Origin of the sequence: Streptomyces sp. NPDC127092 (assembly GCF_042722475.1) — a bacterium.
Lineage (GTDB): Bacteria > Actinomycetota > Actinomycetes > Streptomycetales > Streptomycetaceae > Streptomyces.
The window spans coordinates 255,761-274,662 of record NZ_JBHXFE010000001.1 but is presented as its reverse complement, the minus strand read 5'-3'; the positions used below and the strand labels follow the sequence as shown (position 1 = coordinate 274,662).

Below are 18,902 nucleotides of genomic sequence, written 5' to 3'. Positions count from 1 at the left end.
CGCTCCGGTACGCCCATCCCCACCCCCCCTGGTCCCACCACGCCCGCGCACGGTCACACCCGCCGAGGGGATCCCCGCCATGCCCCCAGACCAGTCACCCATGTCACCTCTGCAACCCCTGTCACCCGCGTCACCACCGTCACCCCTGCTCACCATGTCCGGCATCACCAAGTCGTTCCCCGGCGTCCGCGCCCTCGACGGCGTCGACCTGGAGGTGCGGCCCGGCGAGGTGCACTGTCTCCTCGGGCAGAACGGGGCCGGGAAGTCCACGCTCATCAAGGTCCTCGCCGGCGCCCACCAGCCCGACACGGGCACCATCACCTGGCGCGGCGAAACCGTGCGCCTGCGCTCCCCGAGCGCCGCCGTACGGCTCGGGATCGCGACCATCTACCAGGAACTCGACCTGGTCGAAGGCCTCTCGGTCGCCGAGAACGTCCACCTCGGGCACGAGCCCACCACCGCCGGGTTCGTCGTCCGCACCCGGACCGCGCGGGCGAGGACCGCCGCACTGCTCGCCCGGCTCGGCCACCCCGAGATCGACCCCGCCCGTCGCGTCGGCGAACTCTCCGCCGCCCAGCAGCAGATCGTGTCCATGGCCCGCGCCCTCTCCCACGACGTCCGGCTCATCGTCATGGACGAGCCGTCCGCGGCGCTCGACCCCGACGAGGTCGCCAACCTCTTCCGCATCGTCGACGCGCTCACCGCCGACGGCGTCGCCGTCGTCTACATCTCCCACCGCCTGGAGGAGATCCGGCGCATCGGCGACCGGGTCACCGTGCTCAAGGACGGCCGGGCCGTCGCCGTCGGACTGCCCGCCGCCGACACCCCGACCCAGGAGATCGTCGCCCTCATGACCGGCCGCGACGTCCCGTACGTGTTTCCCGACCGCCCCGCCTCGCCGCCGCGCACCGAACCCGTGCTCCGCGTACAAGGGCTCGCCCGCACGGGCGAGTTCGCCCCGCTCGACCTGGACGTCCGGCCCGGCGAGATCGTGGGCCTCGCGGGCCTCGTCGGCTCCGGACGCTCCGAGATCCTGGAGACGATCTACGGCGCCCGCCGGGCCACCGCCGGGCAGGTGCTCGTCGACGGCGCCCCGCTGCGGCCCGGCAGCGTCCGCGCCGCCGTCCGTGCCGGACTCGGCCTGGCCCCAGAGGAACGCAAGGCCCAGGGCCTGCTCCTCCTGGAGTCCGTCACCCGCAACGTCTCCGTCTCCTCCCTCGGCCGCTTCTCCCGGGCCGGCTGGATCGACCGCCGCGCCGAACGGGACGCCGCCCGTGCCGCGACCCGCGAGCTGTCCCTGCGCCCCGACCGGCCCGAGGCCCGGATCCGCACCCTGTCCGGCGGCAACCAGCAGAAGGCCGTCCTCGCCCGCTGGCTGCTGCGCGGCTGCCGGGTGCTGCTCCTCGACGAGCCGACCCGCGGCGTGGACGTCGGCGCCCGCGCCGAGCTGTACGTGGTGATCCGCCGCCTCGCCGACGAAGGGCTCGCGGTGCTCCTCGTCTCCAGCGAGGTCCCCGAGGTCCTCGGCCTCGCCGACCGCGTCCTGGTCCTGCGCGAGGGCCGGGTCGTGCACACCGCACCCGCCCGTGACCTCGACGAACACCGCGTACTCGACCTCGTGATGGAAGGGAGCCCCGCGGCATGACGCTGTCCACCGCCAAGTCCCCGGCACAGGAGCACCGCCGCCCCGCCCTCGGCTTCACGCCCGACGTGCGCAACCTCTCCCTGCTCGGCGTGCTCGCCGCGCTCGTCGTGGTCGGCGGCGTGACCAGACCGGCGGAGTTCCTGACCACCTCCAACCTCCAGCTGGTGCTCACCCAGGCCTCCGTCATCGGTGTCGTCACCGTCGGCATGACCTTCGTCATCACCAGCGGCGGCATCGACCTGTCCGTCGGCGCGATCGTCGCGCTCGCCTCCGTCTGGGCGACCACCGTCGCCACCCAGGAGTACGGCTTCGCGGGCATCCTCTTCACCGCGGTCGTCGTCGGACTCGGCTGCGGCCTGGTCAACGGACTGCTCGTGGCGTACGGCGGGATGGTGCCCTTCATCGCCACGCTGGCCATGCTCGCCTCGGCCCGCGGACTCGCCCTGCAGATCACCGACGGCCGCACCCAGATCGTCACCGTGCAGTCGGTGCTCGACCTCGGCGTCCCCGACGCGTACGTCCTCGGCGTCCCGCCACTGGTGCTCGTCTTCGCCGCCGTGACCGTCGCCGGCTGGCTGGTCCTCAACCGCACCACCTTCGGCCGCCGCACCGTGGCCGTCGGCGGCAACGCGGAGGCCGCCCGGCTCGCCGGCATCGACGTACGCCGCCAGCGCCTCTACCTCTACCTGCTCTCCGGCCTGTGCTGCGGGATCGCCGCCTTCCTGCTGATCGTGCTGTCCGGCTCGGGACAGAACACCAACGGCAACCTGTACGAGCTCGACGCCATCGCCGCCGCCATCATCGGCGGGACGCTGCTCAGCGGCGGCCGCGGCACCATCGTCGGCTCGGTCCTCGGCGTCCTCGTCTTCACCACCATCACCGACATCTTCGCCCTCAACAACCTGCAGAGCGACGTCCAGCAGATCGCCAAGGGCGCGATCATCGTCGCCGCCGTCCTGGTCCAGCGCCGCACCGCCCGCGACGCCGACGGCTGACCTCGCTGTCGCCGACGCCTGACCTCCTTGTCACCGACGCCTGACGTCCCTGTCGCCGGCGCCTGACCTTCCCGCCGGCGACCGCGTCCGCCGGCCCCGCACCCGCCCGCCCCACCCGCCCACGCCCGAAGGGTCGATCCGCCATGCCCGAGAACATCGTCGCGACCAGCCGCAGATCCCTCCTCCTCGGCGGCGCCGCCGTCTCCGCCGGCGCCCTGCTCACCGCCTGCACCAGCAACGAGCCGAAGAACGCGGGCGGCACCGGCCCGGCCGCGAGCAACGCGCCCGCCGCCGACGACAGGCCCGGCACCCCGGTCACCATCGGCTTCGCCGGGCCCCAGGCCGACCACGGCTGGCTCAACGCCATCAACCAGAACGCCAAGGACCGCGCCAAGAAGTACGCCGACGTCACCCTGGAGATCACCGAGGGCTCCAACGACACCGCCACCCAGATCGGCCAGATCCAGACCCTCATCAACAAGAAGGTCGACGTCCTCGTCATCCTGCCGGCCGACGGCAAGGCCCTCACCCAGGTCGGCCTCCAGGCCATGAAGGCCGGAATCCCCGTCATCAACCTCGACCGGATCTTCGCCTCGCCGCAGGCCTACCGCTGCTGGATCGGCGGCGACAACTACGGCATGGGACTCAACGCCGGCCGCTACATCGGCGAGAAGCTCAAGGACAAGCCCGGCGCCAAGGTGATCGAACTCGCCGGCATGGACAGCCTGGAGCTCACCAAGCAGCGCACGCAGGGCTTCGACGACGCGCTCAGGAACTACCCCAACATCACCAAGGTGGCCCGTCAGGCCGCCGACTTCACCGTCGAGTCCGGCCAGGCCAAGATGGCCCAGCTCCTGCAGGCCCAGCCGCGGTTCGACGCGCTGTGGAACCACGACGACGACCAGGGCGTGGGCGCCCTGCGGGCCATCGCGCAGGCCGGCCGCAAGGACTTCCTCATGGTCGGCGGCGCCGGCGCGAAGTCCGCGATGGACGCCATCAAGGCCGACAACAGCGTCCTCAAGGCGACCGTGCTCTACCCGCCGACCATGGCCGCGTCCGCGATCGACCTGGCCCGCGCCCTCGGCCAGAAGAAGGGCGTCGGCGGCATGTCCGAGCTGGAGATCCCCGCGTCCGTCACCCTCTACTCGGCCGTCGTCACCAAGGACAACGTCGACGAGTACCTGCCCACCGGCTTCAACTGACCAGCGTCGCCGGCAGCCGCACCACCCAACGGGAGGAACACCAATGGAAGAGACGCTTGGCGTCGGCATGGTCGGCTACGCCTTCATGGGCGCGGCCCACTCGCAGGGCTGGCGCACCGCGGGGCGCGTCTTCGACCTGCCGCTGCGGCCGGTCCTCGCCGCGATAGCCGGCCGGGACGGCGCCGCCGTCCGCGCCGCGGCCGACCGGCACGGCTGGGCGGCCGCGGAGACCGACTGGCGGGCCCTGATCGCCCGTGACGACGTCGACCTCGTCGACGTGTGCACGCCCGGCGACAGCCACGCCGAGATCGCGGTCGCCGCCCTGGAGGCCGGCAAGCACGTGCTGTGCGAGAAGCCGCTCGCCAACTCGGTCGCCGAGGCGGAGCTGATGGCCGCCGCCGCCGAGGCCGCCGCGGCCCGCGGCCAGGTCGCCATGGTCGGCTTCAACTACCGCCGCGTGCCCGCTCTTTCGTACGCCAGGACACTGGTCGCGGACGGCCGGCTCGGCGAGCTGCGGCACGTGCGGGTCACGTACCTCCAGGACTGGCTGGTCGATCCGGACTTCCCGCTCACCTGGCGCCTGGAGCGCGAGCACGCCGGCTCGGGGGCGCTCGGTGACCTCGGCGCGCACGCCGTGGACCTCGCCCAGTACCTGGCGGGGGAGCACCTGGTGGGCGTGTCGGCGCTCACCGAGACCTTCGTACGGGAGCGGCCGCTGCTCACCGGGGCCGCGGCCGGGCTCTCGGCGGGGCCGGGCTCGGACGCGTACGGAACCGTCACGGTCGACGACGCGGCCCTGTTCACCGGGCGGCTCGCCTCGGGGGCGCTGGCCTCCTTCGAGGCGACGCGGATGGCCGCCGGACGCAAGAACGCCCTGCGTCTGGAGATCAACGGGGAGAAGGGCTCGCTCGCCTTCGACCTGGAACGGCTCAACGAACTGTCCTTCCACGACCACACCGAGCCGGCCGCCTCGGCCGGCTTCCGCCGCATCCTCGTGACCGAGCCGGCCCACCCGTACCTGGAGGGCTGGTGGCCGCCCGGGCACGCGCTCGGTTACGAGCACACCTTCGTCCACCAGGCCCGGGACCTGGTCCTGGCCATCGCGTCCGGGACCGCCCCGGCGCCGTCCTTCGCGGACGGGCTCCAGGTCCAGCGCGTGCTGGCCGCGGTGGAGGAGAGCGCGGAGAAGAACGCCGTGTACACCCCCGTAGCCCGCGACGCCGTGTCCACCCCCGTACCCCGACAGGAGGCGTGACGTGCCCCGTCCCTTCACCCTGTTCACCGGCCAGTGGGCCGACCTGCCGCTGGAGGAGGTCTGCCGGCTGGCCCGCGACTTCGGCTACGACGGCCTCGAACTCGCCTGCTGGGGCGATCACTTCGAGGTCGACAAGGCCCTCGCCGACCCCGCGTACGTCAAGGGCAGACGTGAACTCCTCGACCGGTACGGACTGAAGTGCTGGGCGATCTCCAACCACCTGGTGGGGCAGGCCGTCTGCGACGATCCCATCGACGAACGGCACCGCGCGATCGTGCCGGCCCGGATCTGGGGCGACGGCGACGCCGAGGGCGTACGGAGGCGGGCGGCCCGTGAGCTGGCCGACACAGCGCGGGCGGCGGCGGCCCTCGGCGTCGACACCGTGGTCGGCTTCACCGGCTCGTCGATCTGGCACCTGGTGGCGATGTTCCCGCCGGTGCCGGAGCGGATGGTCGAGCGGGGCTTCGAGGACTTCGCGGAGCGCTGGAACCCGGTCCTCGACGTCTTCGACGCCGAGGGAGTGCGCTTCGCGCACGAGGTGCACCCCAGCGAGATCGCCTACGACTACTGGACCACGCAGCGGGCCCTGGAGGCGGTCGGCAACCGGCCGGCCTTCGGGCTCAACTTCGACCCCAGCCACTTCGTGTGGCAGGACCTGGACCCGGTGGGCTTCCTGTGGGACTTCCGGGACCGGATCTACCACGTGGACTGCAAGGAGGCCCGCAAGCGGCTGGACGGCCGCAACGGGCGGCTCGGCTCGCACCTGCCCTGGGGCGACCCGCGGCGCGGCTGGGACTTCGTCTCCGCCGGGCACGGCGACGTGCCGTGGGAGGACGTGTTCCGGATGCTGCGCTCCATCGGGTACGGCGGGCCGGTGTCGGTGGAGTGGGAGGACGCCGGCATGGACCGGCTGACCGGCGCTCCCGAGGCGCTCGCCCACCTCAGGCGGTTCGACTTCGACCCGCCGGCGGCCTCGTTCGACTCGGCCTTCGGCGGCGGCGACTGACGTCGTCCCGGGTTGCCTCCTGACGGGTTGCCTCCTGACGGGGTGCCTCCTGACGGGGTGCCTCCTGACGGGGTGACAGGCGGGCGGCTGCCCGTCTTCTCCCGCCACCGCGAGGGGCTTTGTCCTCTCGCGGTGGAAAGTTCGACGGATCCGTGCGCAAGGGGTTCACGACAGGGACGAACCTCGCTACGGTCCTGATGTGTACATGACGTAAGTGGACGAACCGACCAGCGTGACGGCGCACGCCGGTCCCCGGACATCCGCACACCCGGCCCGACTCCGGAGGACATCCGTGCACAGACAACGACTCCGAGCCAGTCTCCGAGGCAGTCTCCGAGCCAGACTCCGAGCCACTCCCCGACCCAGGAAGTCACTCGCCCTGCTCACGGTCGGACTGCTCGCCCTCGGCGCGCCCCAGGCGCTCGCCGCGGACCCCGACACCACCGCGCCCGCGGCCGCCGCCGCCGAGGAGTTCCAGCAGGTCACCCTCGCCAAGGGCGCAGCCGAGGTCGGCGAACCCATGTCCCTCGCCGTGCTGCCCGACCGCAGCGTCCTCCACACCTCGCGCAACGGCGAACTGCGCCGCACCGACGCCGCCGGCAACACCACCGTCGTCGGCAAGGTCCCCGTCTACACCCACGACGAAGAAGGCCTCCAAGGCATCGGCCTCGACCCGGACTTCGCCCGCAACCGCGCCGTCTACCTCTACTACGCGCCGCCGCTCGGCACCCCGGCCGGCGACGCGCCCAACGAGGGCACCGCCGCCGACTTCGCCCCGTTCGACGGCGTCAACCGGCTCTCCCGCTTCACCCTCAACGCCGACTTCACGCTCGACAACGCCAGCGAGAAGAAGGTCATCGACATCCCGGCGACCCGCGGCATCTGCTGCCACGTCGGCGGCGACATCGACTTCGACGCGCAGGGCAACCTCTACCTGTCGACCGGCGACGACTCCAACCCCTTCGCCTCCGACGGCTTCACGCCCATCGACGAACGCCCCGGCCGCAACCCGGCCTACGACGCCCGCCGCACCTCCGGCAACACCAACGACCTGCGCGGCAAGCTCCTCCGCATCAAGGTCGCCGAGAACGGCTCGTACACCATCCCCGAAGGCAACCTCTTCGCTCCGGGCACCGACCGGACGCGGCCCGAGATCTACGCCATGGGCTTCCGCAACCCCTTCCGCTTCAGCGTCGACAAGGCCACCGGCATCGTCTACGTCGGCGACTACGGCCCCGACGCCGGCGCCGCCGACCCGCTGCGCGGCCCCGCCGGACAGGTCGAGTTCGCCCGCGTCACCAAGCCCGGCAACTACGGCTGGCCCTTCTGCACCGGAGCCAACGACCCGTACGTCGACTACGACTTCGCGACCAAGGTCTCCGGCGCCGCCTTCGACTGCGCCGCCCCGAAGAACGACTCCCCGCACAACACCGGACTCGTCGACCTGCCGCCCGCCGAACCCGCCTGGATCCCCTACAACGGCGGCTCCGTACCCGAGTTCGGCAACGGCTCCGAGTCCCCGATGGGCGGCCCCGTCTACCGCTACGACCCGGCCAGCACCTCACCGGTGAAGTTCCCCGAGTCGTACGACGGCGACTTCTTCGCCGGCGAGTTCGGCCGGCGCTGGATCAAGCGCATCGACCAGGACACCGACGGCACCGTCCGCTCCATCAACCCGGTCCCGTGGACCGGCACCCAGGTGATGGACATGGCCTTCGGCCCCGACGGCGCCCTCTACGTCCTCGACTACGGCACCGCCTGGTTCGGCGGCGACGACAACTCCGGCCTCTACCGCATCGAGAACGCCACCGGCGGCCGCTCGCCGTCCGCCGAAGCGAGCGCCAGCAGGACCTCCGGCACCGCACCCCTCAAGGTCGCGTTCTCCTCCGCCGGAACCACCGACCCCGAAGGCGAAGCCCTCACCTACGGCTGGGACTTCGGCGACGGCGCCACCTCGACCGCCGCCAACCCCACCCACACCTACCGCACGAACGGCACCTACACCGCCACCGTCACCGCCAAGGACCCGACAGGGCGCACCGGTTCCGCCTCCGTCCGGGTCGTCGTCGGCAACACCGAACCCAAGGTCGACCTCCAACTCCCCTCCGACGGAGCACTCTTCACCTTCGGCGACGAGATCCCGTTCAAGGTGACCGTCACCGACCCGGAGGACGGCGCCACCGCGCCGATCGACTGCGCCAAGGTCAAGGTCACCTACGTCCTCGGCCACGACAGCCACGGCCACCCCGTCACCTCCGCCAACGGCTGCACCGGCACCATCAAGACCGACGCCGACGGAGGCCACGACGACGACGCGAACATCTTCGCCGTCTTCAGCGCCGAGTACACCGACAACGGTGGCGGCGGCCAGGCCCCGCTCACCGGCCGTGACCAGGCCAAGCTCCAGCCCCGGCACCGCCAGGCCGAGCACTTCGACCGGCAGTCCGGCGTCTCCGTGATCGACAAGGCCCCCGCCAACGGCGGCCGCACCGTCGGCGACGTCCACGACGGCGACTGGATCTCCTTCACCCCGTACAACCTCACCGGCTCCACCAAGCTCACCGCCCGCGTCTCCTCCGGCGGAACCGGAGGCTTCCTCGAGGTCCGCACCGGATCGCCCACCGGCACCCTGCTCGGCTCCACACCCGTCCCCGTCACCGGCGGCTGGGAGACCTTCCAGGACATCGACGTGCCGCTGCGCAACGTCCCGCGCCGCACCACCGAACTCTTCCTCGTCTTCAAGGGTGGCACCGGAGCCCTCTACGACGTCGACGACTTCACGATCACCGACCGGCCCGTCGACCGCACCGCGAAGCGCGTCCTCGTCTTCTCGAAAACCGCGGGATTCCGCCACGACTCCATCCCGGCCGGCCTCACCGCCCTCAGGGAACTCGGCGCCGACAGCGGCATCACCGTGGACACCACCGAGGAACCCCGCCAGTTCACCACCGCCAATCTCGCCCGCTACGACGCCGTCGTCTTCCTCTCCACCACCGGCGACGTCCTGAACACCGAGCAGCAGACCGCCTTCGAGAACTACGTTTCCGCCGGCGGCGGCTACATGGGCGTCCACGCCGCGGCCGACACCGAGTACGACTGGGGCTTCTACGGCGGACTCGTCGGCGCCTACTTCCAGTCCCACCCGCAGATCCAGCCCGCGACCGTCCGCGTCGAGGACCACGCGCACCCCGCCACCGCCCACCTCGGCGGCACCTGGCAGCGCACCGACGAGTGGTACAACTACCGCACCAACCCGCGCGGCCAGGCCCGGATCCTCGCCACCCTCGACGAGACGAGCTACGAGGGCGGCACCATGAAGGGCGACCACCCCATCGCCTGGTGCCAGAGCTACGGCGGCGGCCGGTCCTTCTACACCGGCGGCGGCCACACCAAGGAGTCCTACGCCGAACCCGCCTTCCGGCAGCACCTGCTCGGCGGACTGCGCTACGCCACCGGACAGGTCACGGCCGACTGCCGGCCGCAGACCGGCTACCGCTCCCTCTTCAACGGGGAGACGAAGGACGGCTGGAAGCAGGCCGGGCCCGGCGGCTTCGACGTCGCCGACGGCGAGCTCAGGTCGGTGGGCGGCATGGGACTGCTCTGGTACCAGGCCAAGGAGTTCCGCGCGTACTCCCTCACCCTGGACTGGAAGCTCGACGGCGACGACAACTCCGGGATCTTCGTCGGCTTCCCCGCCTCCGACGACCCGTGGTCCGCGGTGAACAAGGGCTACGAGATCCAGATCGACGCCACCGACGCCGCCGACCGCACCACCGGCGCCGTCTACGGCTTCAAGTCCGCCGACCTCACGGCCCGCGACCAGGCACTGCGGCCCCCGGGCCAGTGGAACAGCTACGAGATCCGCGTCCAGGGCGAACGCCTCCAGGTCTTCCTCAACGGCGTGAAGATCAACGACTTCACCAACACCGACCCCGCCCGCAGCCTGGCCGACGGCCACATCGGCATCCAGAACCACGGAGCCGACGACCAGGTCTCCTTCCGCAACATCCGGATCAAGGAGCTCGCCTCCTAGCGGCTCCCCACCGGCCGACGGCGGGCGGGGAGGCGCCGTACCCCTCGCCCGCCGTCACTCCACTCGTACGCACGTGACTCCAGAGGCTTCCGAGGCGCCCGGAACCTCCGGAGCATCCGTAACTCCCGTAACTCCCGCAACTCCCGCAACTCCCGCAACTCCCGCAACTTCCGCAAGGAGGGCAGTCGTGACCAGCGATGCGCGCACCGGTGTCTGGCTCGTCGGAGCGAGGGGCTCCGTCGCCACCACGGCCGTGGCCGGCTGTGCCGCCGTCACCGCGGGCCTCCACCCGCCGACCGGCATGGTGACCGAGACCGCCCCCTTCGCCGCGGCGGCGCTGCCGCCCCTCACCTCCCTCGTCTTCGGCGGACACGACACGGCCGACTGCCCGCTGCCCAAACGCGCCGAAGCACTGACCGCCGCCGGGGTGCTCCCGCCCGGCCTGGCCGCCGCCGTCACCGCGGAACTCGAGGCCGCCGACGCCCGCATCCGCCCCGGCGGACCGCTGCCCGGCGACACCCGCACCGAGGACGAACTCGTCGCAGCCCTCGCCGCCGACCTGACGGACTTCCGCGTTGGACTGGACCTGGAGCGGGTCGTGGTGGTGAATGTGGCTTCCACGGAGCCGGCGTCGGGGGGCGTCGGGCTCCCACCCAGCTCGCTGTACGCCGCGGCGGCGCTGCGCACCGGCTGCCCGTACGTCAACTTCACACCGTCCACCGGCCTGCGCCATCCCCGCCTGGCACCCGCGCTCCAGGCGAGCGGCCTGCCGTACGCGGGCCGCGACGGCAAGACCGGCCAGACCCTGCTCCGGTCGGTGCTCGCCCCCATGTTCCGCGAGCGCGCCCTCACCGTACGCGCCTGGTCCGGCAGCAACCTCCTCGGCGGCGGCGACGGCGCGGCCCTCGCCGACCCGGCGGCCGCCGCGGCCAAGAACGCCGGCAAGGAACGCGTCCTCGACGACATCCTCGGCCCCGACGTCGAGGGACAGGTCCACATCGACGACGTCCCCGCCCTGGGGGAGTGGAAGACCGCCTGGGACCACGTCGCCTTCGACGGCTTCCTCGGCTCCCGCATGATCCTCCAGACCATCTGGCAGGGCTGCGACTCCGCACTGGCCGCACCCCTCGTCCTCGACCTCGCCCGCCTCACGGCCAAGGCCCACGCCCGCGGCCTGACCGGCCCCCTGGAGGACCTCGCCTTCTACTTCAAGGACCCGGACGGCACCCCGCCGGCGAGCCTCGCGGAGCAGTACACCCGGCTGGTGGCGTTCGCGATGCGACTGGGGGAGGACGAGCGGTGAGGAGGGCCGGGACGTTCGGGAGCGCGGTGGGCGGGAGCGGGTCGGCCGGGCACGGGTCGGTCGGGCAGGGGCCGATCGGGATTGAGTCGGTCGGGCAGGCGTCGGTCGGGAGCGGGTCGGCCGGGTACGGGTCGGTCGGGAGCGGGTCGGCCGGGTACGGGTCGGTCGGGTACGGGTCGGCCGGGTACGGGTCGGTCGGGAGCGGGTCGGTCGGGTACGGGTCGGTCGGGTACGCGTCGGTCGGGAGCGGGTCAGGCGGGCACGGGGCGGAGGACCACGCCGGTGCCGCAGCGCGAGGGTGCCGGCCGCGGCGGGGCAGCCGGATCGGTGCCTGGGCCGAGCTGCTGCGGGTGTCGGCGCTGGCGACCGTGCCGGGCGACGCGCTCGCCGGAGCCGCCGCGCTCGGCACGCGCCCCAACCGCGGGACGCTGCTCGCCCTCGGCTCCTCCCTCTGCCTGTACGAGGCGGGCATGGCCCTCAACGACTGGGCCGACCGGGCCGAGGACGCCCTCGACCGCCCCCACCGCCCGCTGCCCTCCGGCCGGATCCGCCCCGGCGCCGCACTCGCCGCCTCCGCCGCCCTGACCGCCGCCGGTCTCGCCCTCGCCGCCCGCGCCGGCCGCGCCCCCCTGGCCGTGGCCGGTGCGCTCGCGGCGACCGTCTGGTCGTACGACCTCCACCTCAAGCACACCCGCCTCGGCCCCGCCGCGATGGCCACCGCCCGCACCCTGGACCTGCTCCTGGGAGCCACGGCCACCTCGGCGCGGCACACCGGGCCCGCCACCCATGGCGGCCACCTCCCGGCGCGCCTCCCGCAGACCGCCCAAGGCCTCGCGGCATGGCGGCGGACCGCGGCGTCCGCCGGACTCATCGGTGCGCACACCTACGCCGTCACCGTGGTCTCCCGCCACGAGACCCAGGGCGGCACGACCACCGCGCCGCTCGTGGCGCTCGCGGTCACCGCCGGGGTCGCGACGGCGGCGGGCAGAGGCGGTGGGGCACCGCTCGCCACGGTGCTGGCGGCCGACTACGCCCGGACACCCGCCACGCCCCTGCTGCACGCCGCGCTCAACCCCTCGCCGCCCCTCACCCAACGCGCCGTCGGCGGAGGCATCCGCGCCCTCGTCCCCCTCCAGGCCACCCTCGCGGCCCGCTCCGGCGCCCCCGCCACCGCACTCGCCGTCCTCACCCTCGCCCCACTCGCCCGAGCCCTCGCCCGGAAGGTGAGCCCCACATGACCCCCGGCCCCGGCGGCAGCCGGCCCCGTCTCGGTTACGGGACCAACGGCCTTGCCGACCTCCGGCTCGACGACGCCCTCGGTCTGCTCGCCGACCTCGGATACGACGGCGTCGGGCTGACCCTCGACCACATGCACCTCGACCCGCTCGCCCCCGACCTGCCCGCCCGCACCGCCCGCCTCGCCCGCAGACTGGACGCGCTCGGGTTGACCGTGACCGTCGAGACCGGCGCCCGATACGTCCTCGACCCGCGCCGCAAACACGGACCCTCCCTCCTCGACCCCGACCCCGACGCACGCGCCACCCGCGCCGGACTGCTGCGCACCGCCCTCCGTATCGCCGAGGAACTCGGTGCCCACGCCGTCCACTGCTTCAGCGGCGCCCCGCCCGCCGGCACGCCCGCCCCCGTCGCCTGGCAGCGCCTCGCCGCCGGACTCGCCCCGCTCCTCGACACGGCCGCCACCGCCCGCGTACCGCTCGCCGTCGAACCCGAACCCGGCCACCTCCTCGCCACCCTCGACGACTTCCACCACCTCCGCACCCTCCTCGGCGCACCCGACCCCGCCGTCCTCGGCCTCACCCTGGACCTCGGCCACTGCCACTGCCTCGAACCCCTGACACCCGCCGACTGCCTGCGCGCCGCGGCACCCTGGATCCACCACGTCCAGATCGAGGACATGCGCCGCGGCGTCCACGAACACCTCCCGTTCGGCGACGGCGAGATCGACTTCCCTCCGCTGCTCGCCGCCCTCACCGAACTCACCGCCGCCGGATACCCGGGCCTCACCGTCGTCGAGCTGCCCCGCCACTCCCACGCGGGCCCCGAACTCGCCCGCAGCTCCCTCTCCTTCCTGCGTTCCCGGGAGGTCGCCCCGTGCTGACCGAAGCCGCCCGCGCCTGGCTCGACAACGCCCTCGCAGAGGCCACCGCCCGACTCCCCGCCTGGGAGTCGCGCTTCACCGCCGCAGGCCGCCACTGCGGCCAGGACCACGCCGACACCGCCCGGCTACGGCTCCTCGCCGCCGCCCGCGCCGACCCTGCCACCCTCAACCGGCTCTACCGGCACGGCAGTTCCGCCGAACGACGGGCCGTCCTCCTCGCCCTCCCGTCCCTCGTCACCGGACCCGACGCCCTCCCGCTCGTCGAGGACGCCCTCCGCACCCACGACACCACCCTGCTCGCCGCCGCCCTCGGCCCCTACGCCGCCACCCACCTCCCCGCCCACCTCTGGCGGCACGCCGTCCTCAAATGCCTCTTCACCGCCGTCCCCGTCGACGCCGTCGCCGCACTCGACCGGCGCGCCTCGGGCGACCCCGAACTCGCCCGGATGCTCCGCGACTACGCCGCCGAACGCACCGCCGCAGGCCGGCCCGTCCCCGCCGACCTCCACCGGGTCCTCGCCCTCGCCCTGGGGCCCGCGCGGCCCTGGCCCGCCGGACAGTCCCCGACCGAGCAGGAGTCCTGATGCGCATCCTCGACCCGCACATCCACATGACCTCCCGCACCACGGACGACTACCGCGCCATGTACGCGGCCGGAATCCGCGCCGTCGTCGAACCCTCCTTCTGGCTCGGACAGCCCCGTACCTCGCCCGCCTCCTTCCTCGACTACTTCGACTCCCTCCTCGGCTGGGAGCCCTACCGCGCCGCCCAGTACGGCATCGCCCACCACTGCGCCCTCGCACTCAACCCCAAGGAGGCCAACGACCCCCGCTGCCTCCCCGTCCTCGACGCACTGCCCCGCTACCTCGACAAGGACCACGTCGTCGCCGTCGGAGAGATCGGCTACGACTCCATGACCCCGGCCGAGGACCACGCCCTCGCCGCCCAGCTCCAGCTCGCCGCCGACCAGGGACTGCCCGCCCTGGTCCACACCCCGCACCGCGACAAGCTCGCCGGCCTGCGCCGCACCCTCGACGTCGTCAAGGAGTCCGCCCTCGACCCCGGCCGGGTCCTCCTCGACCACCTCAACGAGACCACCGTCAAGGAGGCCGCAGACAGCGGAGCCTGGCTCGGCTTCTCCGTGTACCCCGACACCAAGATGGACGAGACCCGCATGGTCGCCCTCCTCAGAACCCACGGACTGGAACGGGTCCTCGTCAACTCCGCCGCCGACTGGGGCCACAGCGACCCGCTCAAGACCCGCAAGGTCGCCGACGCCATGCTCGCCGCCGGATTCACCGACGACGACGTCGACCGCGTCCTGTGGCGCAACCCCCTCGCCTTCTACGGCCTCAGCGGCCGCTTCGACCCCGAACTGCCCGCCACGGCCGGAGCCGACCGGGCGGGAGCCCGGGCGGGAGCCGACCCGTACGGAGCCCTCTACGAGGGCAACTCCGTCAGCCGCGGCGGAGAATGACAGGAGGCCGGGCATGCGCTTCCGCCACCCCGACGGTTCCACCGTGCACCTCGCCTACTGCACCAACGTCCACCCCGCCGAAACCCTCGACGGCGTCCTCGCCCAGCTCCGTGACCACTGCGAACCCGTCCGCCGCCGGCTCGGCCGCGACCGGCTCGGCATCGGCCTCTGGCTCGCCCGCGACGCCGCCCGCTCCCTCGTCGCCGACCCGGCCGCCCTGCGCGCCCTGCGCGCCGAACTCGACCGCCGCGGCCTCGAGGTCGTCACCCTCAACGGCTTCCCTTACGAGGGCTTCGGCGCCGACGAGGTCAAGTACCGCGTCTACCAGCCGGACTGGACCCGCCCCGAACGCCTCGCCCACACCACCGACCTCGCCCGGCTGCTGACCTCCCTCCTCCCCGACGACATCACCGAAGGCAGCGTCTCCACCCTGCCGATCGCCTGGCGCACCCCCTACGACCCGCGCGCCGCCGACACCGCCCGCAGCGCGCTCACCAGCCTCGCCGAACGCCTCGACGCCCTCGAAGAGCTCACCGGCCGCTCCGTCCGCGTCGGCCTCGAACCCGAACCCGGCTGCACCGTCGAAACCGTCGCCGACGCCATCGCTCCGCTCGCCGCCGTCGCCAGCCCCCGCATCGGCGTCTGCCTGGACACCTGCCACCTCGCCACCTCCTTCGAAGACCCGCACACCGCCCTCGCGGCCCTCGGCACCGCCGGCATCCCCATCCCCAAGGCCCAGCTCTCCGCCGCCCTGCACGCCGAACACCCGCACCTCCCCGAGGTCCGCGAAGCGCTCGCCGCCTTCGCCGAACCCCGCTTCCTGCACCAGACCCGCACCCTCACCGCCGCCGGCCTGCGCGGCACCGACGACCTCCCCGAGGCCCTGACCGGCGACGCCCTGCCCGACTCCACACCCTGGCGCGCCCACTTCCACGTCCCGCTGCACGCCCCGCCCGAGCCCCCGCTCACCTCCACGCTCCCCGTCCTCCGGGAAAGCCTCGCCCTCCTGGTCGGCGGCCCCCACCCGCGCACCCGCCATCTGGAGGTCGAGACCTACACCTGGCAGGCCCTCCCGCCCGAACGCCGACCACGCACCCGCGCCCGGCTCGCCGACGGCATCGCCGCCGAACTCACCCTGGCCCGCGACCTGCTGACCGACCTCGGCCTCAAGGAACTCCCATGACCCCGCCCCCCTCCCCGCCCCCGCCCCCCTCCCCGCCTCCCGGCCCGCCCCCGTCCCCGTCCCCGCCTTCGACCCTCGCCCCTGCGTCAGCCCCGCCCCCGCCCCCCTCCCCGCCCTCAGCCCCAGTCCCCACCCCGCTCCTCGTCCTCGACGTCGTCGGGCTCACCCCGCGCCTGCTGCCCCACATGCCCCACCTGCGGGCCCTCGCCCGGGACGGCTCGCAGGCCGCGCTCTCGACCGTCCTGCCCGCCGTGACCTGCACCGCCCAGTCCACCTTCCTGACCGGCACCCTCCCCTCCGAGCACGGGATCGTCGGCAACGGCTGGTACTTCCGTGAGCTCGGCGACGTCCTGCTGTGGCGCCAGCACAACGGACTCGTGCACGGCGACCGGCTCTGGGACGCCGCCCGCCGCGCCCACCCGGGCTACACCGTCGCCAACATCTGCTGGTGGTACGCCATGGGAGCCGACACCGACATCACCGTCACACCCCGTCCCGTCTACTACGCCGACGGCCGCAAGGAACCCGACTGCTACACCCGGCCGCCCGCCCTCCACGACGAACTCACCGAAAAGCTCGGCACCTTCCCTCTCTTCCGCTTCTGGGGACCCGGCGCCGACCTCGTCTCCAGCCGCTGGATCATCGACGCCACCCGGCACGTCCTGCGCACCCGCCGTCCCGACCTCGCCCTCGCCTACGTCCCCCATCTCGACTACGACCTCCAGCGCCACGGCCCCGACGACCCGCGCTCCCACCGCGCCGCCGCCGAACTCGACGCCGCGCTCGCCCCGCTGCTCGCCGACGCCCGCGCCGAGGGCCGTACCGTCGTCGCCCTGTCCGAGTACGGCATCACCCGCGCCGACCGCCCCGTCGACATCAACCGCGCCCTGCGCCGCGCCGGACTCCTGGAGGTCCACACCCAGGACGGCATGGAGTACCTCGACCCCATGGCCTCGCGCGCCTTCGCCGTCGCCGACCACCAGATCGCCCACGTGTACGTCCGGCGGCCCGCCGACCTCGAAGCCACCCGGGCGGCCCTCGAAGGGCTCCCCGGCCTCGACCGGCTCCTTGACGACGCCGGCAAGAAGGAGCACGGACTCGACCACCCGCGCTCCGGCGAACTCGTCGCCCTCGCCGAGCCCGACGCCTGGTTCACGTACTACTACTGGCTCGACGACGCACGCGCCCCCGACTTCGCGCAGCTCGTCGAGATCCACCGCAAGCCCGGCTACGACCCCGCCGAACTCCTCATGGACCCGCTCGACCCGTACGTACGGCTCAAGGCTGCCGGGGCGGTCGCCCGCAAGAAACTCGGCATGCGCTACCGCATGGCGGTCGTGCCGCTCGATCCCTCACCTATTCGCGGCAGCCACGGCCGCCTCCCCGCGAGCGAGGACGAAGGTCCGCTCATCCTGTGCTCCACCCCCCGCACCCTGCCCGGCCGCGTCGCGGCCACCGATGTGAAAGCCCTGCTGCTCCAGCTGGCCGGTCTCTCCCCGACTGCCTCCAGTGAAGCAGACGAATCCGACGACGAAGGAGTTATCCACAGATGAGCCGCAACCCCCGAATCGCTTCCCGAATCACCTCGCGAATCACCTCCCCGCTCACCTCCCGCCGGGGCTCCGCCGACCCGGAGCTGACCCACCGCCTCAGCAGACGGAACATGCTCGGCGTCGCCGCCGGCGCGACCGCCGCCGCCCTCCTCGGCGCGACCGCCGCCCCCGCCCAGGCCGACGGCACCGACAACGCCGCCGACCCCGCCGCCCAGGGCCGGGGCCACGGCCGTCCCGTGCTGCCTCCCGGCCGTCTCGGCATCCAGCTCTACTCCCTGCGCGACAAGGTCGCGACCCTCGGCTTCGCCACCGTCTTCGCCGAGCTGGAGAAGTACGGCTACGACGAGGTCGAGTTCGCGGGATACACCCAGGGCTCCGCCGGCCCGATCAGCCTCGCCGAACTCAAGGCCCTCACCGCCGACCACGGACTGCGCGGCATCGGCAGCCACGTCGGCTACTACTCCTCCGACCCCGCCGCGTACACCTTCGCCCAGAACCTCGACCGGGTCCTCGACGACGCCGCCGCCCTCGGCCTGCCGCACATCGGCACCGCCTCGGGCCCCTGGCGCTACGGCTCCACCGTCGACGGCTGGAAGCGCTGCGCCGAGGAGTTCAACCGTTTCGGCGCCGCCGCCAAGGCGCGCGGCATGAAGTTCTACCAGCACAACCACTCCGAGGAGTTCTCCTTCGCGAGCGACCGTCCCGACGTGCGCCTCTACGACGTCCTGCTCGCCGAGACCGACCCCGACCTGGTCCATCTGGAGATGGACGTCTTCTGGGCCTACGTCGGCCAGTACCGCTACTCCCGCCGCCCCGACGGCACCCCCGCCCCCTTCGACCCGCTCGACTACGTCCTCGCCCAGCCCCACCGCTACCCGCTGTTCCACGTCAAGGACGGTGAGCGCGACGACACCGCCGCCCCCTACGGCTACCGCATGACGGACGTCGGCGACGGCGACATCGACTACCGGCGCTTCATCTCCGAGGTCACCCGCGGCCACCAGGGCCGCCCCGGCCACCACTGGCAGGCCGAGCGCGACAACCCCGTCGACTCGCTCTCCTTCGCCCGCCGCTCCAGCGCCCACCTCCACTCGCTGCGGGAGAAGGGCTGACCCCGGCCCTCCACTCGCC

General features: G+C 73.1%; 14 protein-coding genes. All 14 read left to right on the top strand.

The window, feature by feature from the left end; genetic code table 11:
• The first annotated feature begins 154 nt into the window (after positions 1-154).
• The 14 genes from ACFWJO_RS01110 (at position 155) to ACFWJO_RS01045 (ending at position 18,883) form a co-directional block, all read left to right on the top strand.
• Positions 155-1,645, top strand: coding sequence for a sugar ABC transporter ATP-binding protein (locus ACFWJO_RS01110; protein WP_386862724.1), 1,491 nt, complete (start codon positions 155-157; stop codon positions 1,643-1,645).
• Positions 1,642-2,640, top strand: a complete 999-nt coding sequence (locus ACFWJO_RS01105) for an ABC transporter permease (RefSeq protein ID WP_386862723.1) — start codon at positions 1,642-1,644, stop codon at positions 2,638-2,640. Before ACFWJO_RS01110 ends, ACFWJO_RS01105 begins: the two co-directional genes overlap by 4 nt.
• A gap of 143 nt (positions 2,641-2,783) precedes the next feature.
• Positions 2,784-3,842, top strand: coding sequence for a substrate-binding domain-containing protein (locus ACFWJO_RS01100; protein ID WP_386862722.1), 1,059 nt, complete (start codon positions 2,784-2,786; stop codon positions 3,840-3,842).
• A gap of 43 nt (positions 3,843-3,885) precedes the next feature.
• The gene (locus ACFWJO_RS01095; RefSeq protein WP_386862721.1) at positions 3,886-5,097 is read left to right on the top strand and encodes a Gfo/Idh/MocA family protein; all 1,212 of its coding nucleotides are present in this window, start codon (positions 3,886-3,888) and stop codon (positions 5,095-5,097) included.
• A 1-nt stretch (position 5,098) separates the two neighbouring features.
• Positions 5,099-6,103: a sugar phosphate isomerase/epimerase family protein gene (locus ACFWJO_RS01090; protein WP_386862720.1), complete on the top strand. Its 1,005-nt coding sequence runs from the start codon at positions 5,099-5,101 to the stop codon at positions 6,101-6,103.
• Positions 6,104-6,395: 292 nt separating this feature from the next.
• On the top strand, positions 6,396-10,136 hold the full coding sequence (locus tag ACFWJO_RS01085) for a ThuA domain-containing protein (RefSeq protein ID WP_386862719.1): 3,741 nt from the start codon (positions 6,396-6,398) through the stop codon (positions 10,134-10,136).
• Between the two features lie 187 nt (positions 10,137-10,323).
• A complete protein-coding gene (locus tag ACFWJO_RS01080; protein ID WP_386862718.1) occupies positions 10,324-11,439 on the top strand; it encodes an inositol-3-phosphate synthase in 1,116 nt (371 codons plus the stop codon).
• Between the two features lie 323 nt (positions 11,440-11,762).
• Positions 11,763-12,677, top strand: a complete 915-nt coding sequence (locus ACFWJO_RS01075) for an SCO3242 family prenyltransferase (RefSeq protein ID WP_386862843.1) — start codon at positions 11,763-11,765, stop codon at positions 12,675-12,677.
• A complete protein-coding gene (locus ACFWJO_RS01070; protein ID WP_386862717.1) occupies positions 12,674-13,558 on the top strand; it encodes a sugar phosphate isomerase/epimerase family protein in 885 nt (294 codons plus the stop codon). Before ACFWJO_RS01075 ends, ACFWJO_RS01070 begins: the two co-directional genes overlap by 4 nt.
• Positions 13,552-14,142 carry an EboA domain-containing protein gene (locus ACFWJO_RS01065; RefSeq protein ID WP_386862716.1) on the top strand — a complete coding sequence of 197 codons (591 nt, stop codon included), beginning with the start codon at positions 13,552-13,554 and terminating at the stop codon, positions 14,140-14,142. The genes ACFWJO_RS01070 and ACFWJO_RS01065 overlap by 7 nt, the downstream gene beginning before the upstream one ends.
• On the top strand, positions 14,142-15,035 hold the full coding sequence (locus ACFWJO_RS01060; protein ID WP_386862715.1) for a TatD family hydrolase: 894 nt from the start codon (positions 14,142-14,144) through the stop codon (positions 15,033-15,035). Before ACFWJO_RS01065 ends, ACFWJO_RS01060 begins: the two co-directional genes overlap by 1 nt.
• A gap of 13 nt (positions 15,036-15,048) precedes the next feature.
• Positions 15,049-16,218 (top strand): metabolite traffic protein EboE, encoded by a 1,170-nt coding sequence (gene eboE, locus ACFWJO_RS01055; RefSeq protein WP_386862714.1) that lies wholly within the window; start codon positions 15,049-15,051, stop codon positions 16,216-16,218.
• A complete protein-coding gene (locus tag ACFWJO_RS01050) occupies positions 16,215-17,771 on the top strand; it encodes an alkaline phosphatase family protein (protein WP_386862713.1) in 1,557 nt (518 codons plus the stop codon). Before eboE ends, ACFWJO_RS01050 begins: the two co-directional genes overlap by 4 nt.
• Positions 17,768-18,883: a sugar phosphate isomerase/epimerase family protein gene (locus tag ACFWJO_RS01045; RefSeq protein ID WP_386862712.1), complete on the top strand. Its 1,116-nt coding sequence runs from the start codon at positions 17,768-17,770 to the stop codon at positions 18,881-18,883. The genes ACFWJO_RS01050 and ACFWJO_RS01045 overlap by 4 nt, the downstream gene beginning before the upstream one ends.
• Positions 18,884-18,902 lie beyond the last annotated feature (19 nt).

Coding starts and splice junctions, on each gene's coding strand:
- ACFWJO_RS01050 (WP_386862713.1), top strand. CDS start 16,215: ATGACCCCGCCCCCCTCCCCGCCCCCGCCCCCCTCCCCGCCTCCCGGC.
- ACFWJO_RS01105 (WP_386862723.1), top strand. CDS start 1,642: ATGACGCTGTCCACCGCCAAGTCCCCGGCACAGGAGCACCGCCGCCCC.
- ACFWJO_RS01110 (WP_386862724.1), top strand. CDS start 155: ATGTCCGGCATCACCAAGTCGTTCCCCGGCGTCCGCGCCCTCGACGGC.
- ACFWJO_RS01100 (WP_386862722.1), top strand. CDS start 2,784: ATGCCCGAGAACATCGTCGCGACCAGCCGCAGATCCCTCCTCCTCGGC.
- ACFWJO_RS01070 (WP_386862717.1), top strand. CDS start 12,674: ATGACCCCCGGCCCCGGCGGCAGCCGGCCCCGTCTCGGTTACGGGACC.
- ACFWJO_RS01060 (WP_386862715.1), top strand. CDS start 14,142: ATGCGCATCCTCGACCCGCACATCCACATGACCTCCCGCACCACGGAC.
- eboE (WP_386862714.1), top strand. CDS start 15,049: ATGCGCTTCCGCCACCCCGACGGTTCCACCGTGCACCTCGCCTACTGC.
- ACFWJO_RS01095 (WP_386862721.1), top strand. CDS start 3,886: ATGGAAGAGACGCTTGGCGTCGGCATGGTCGGCTACGCCTTCATGGGC.
- ACFWJO_RS01045 (WP_386862712.1), top strand. CDS start 17,768: ATGAGCCGCAACCCCCGAATCGCTTCCCGAATCACCTCGCGAATCACC.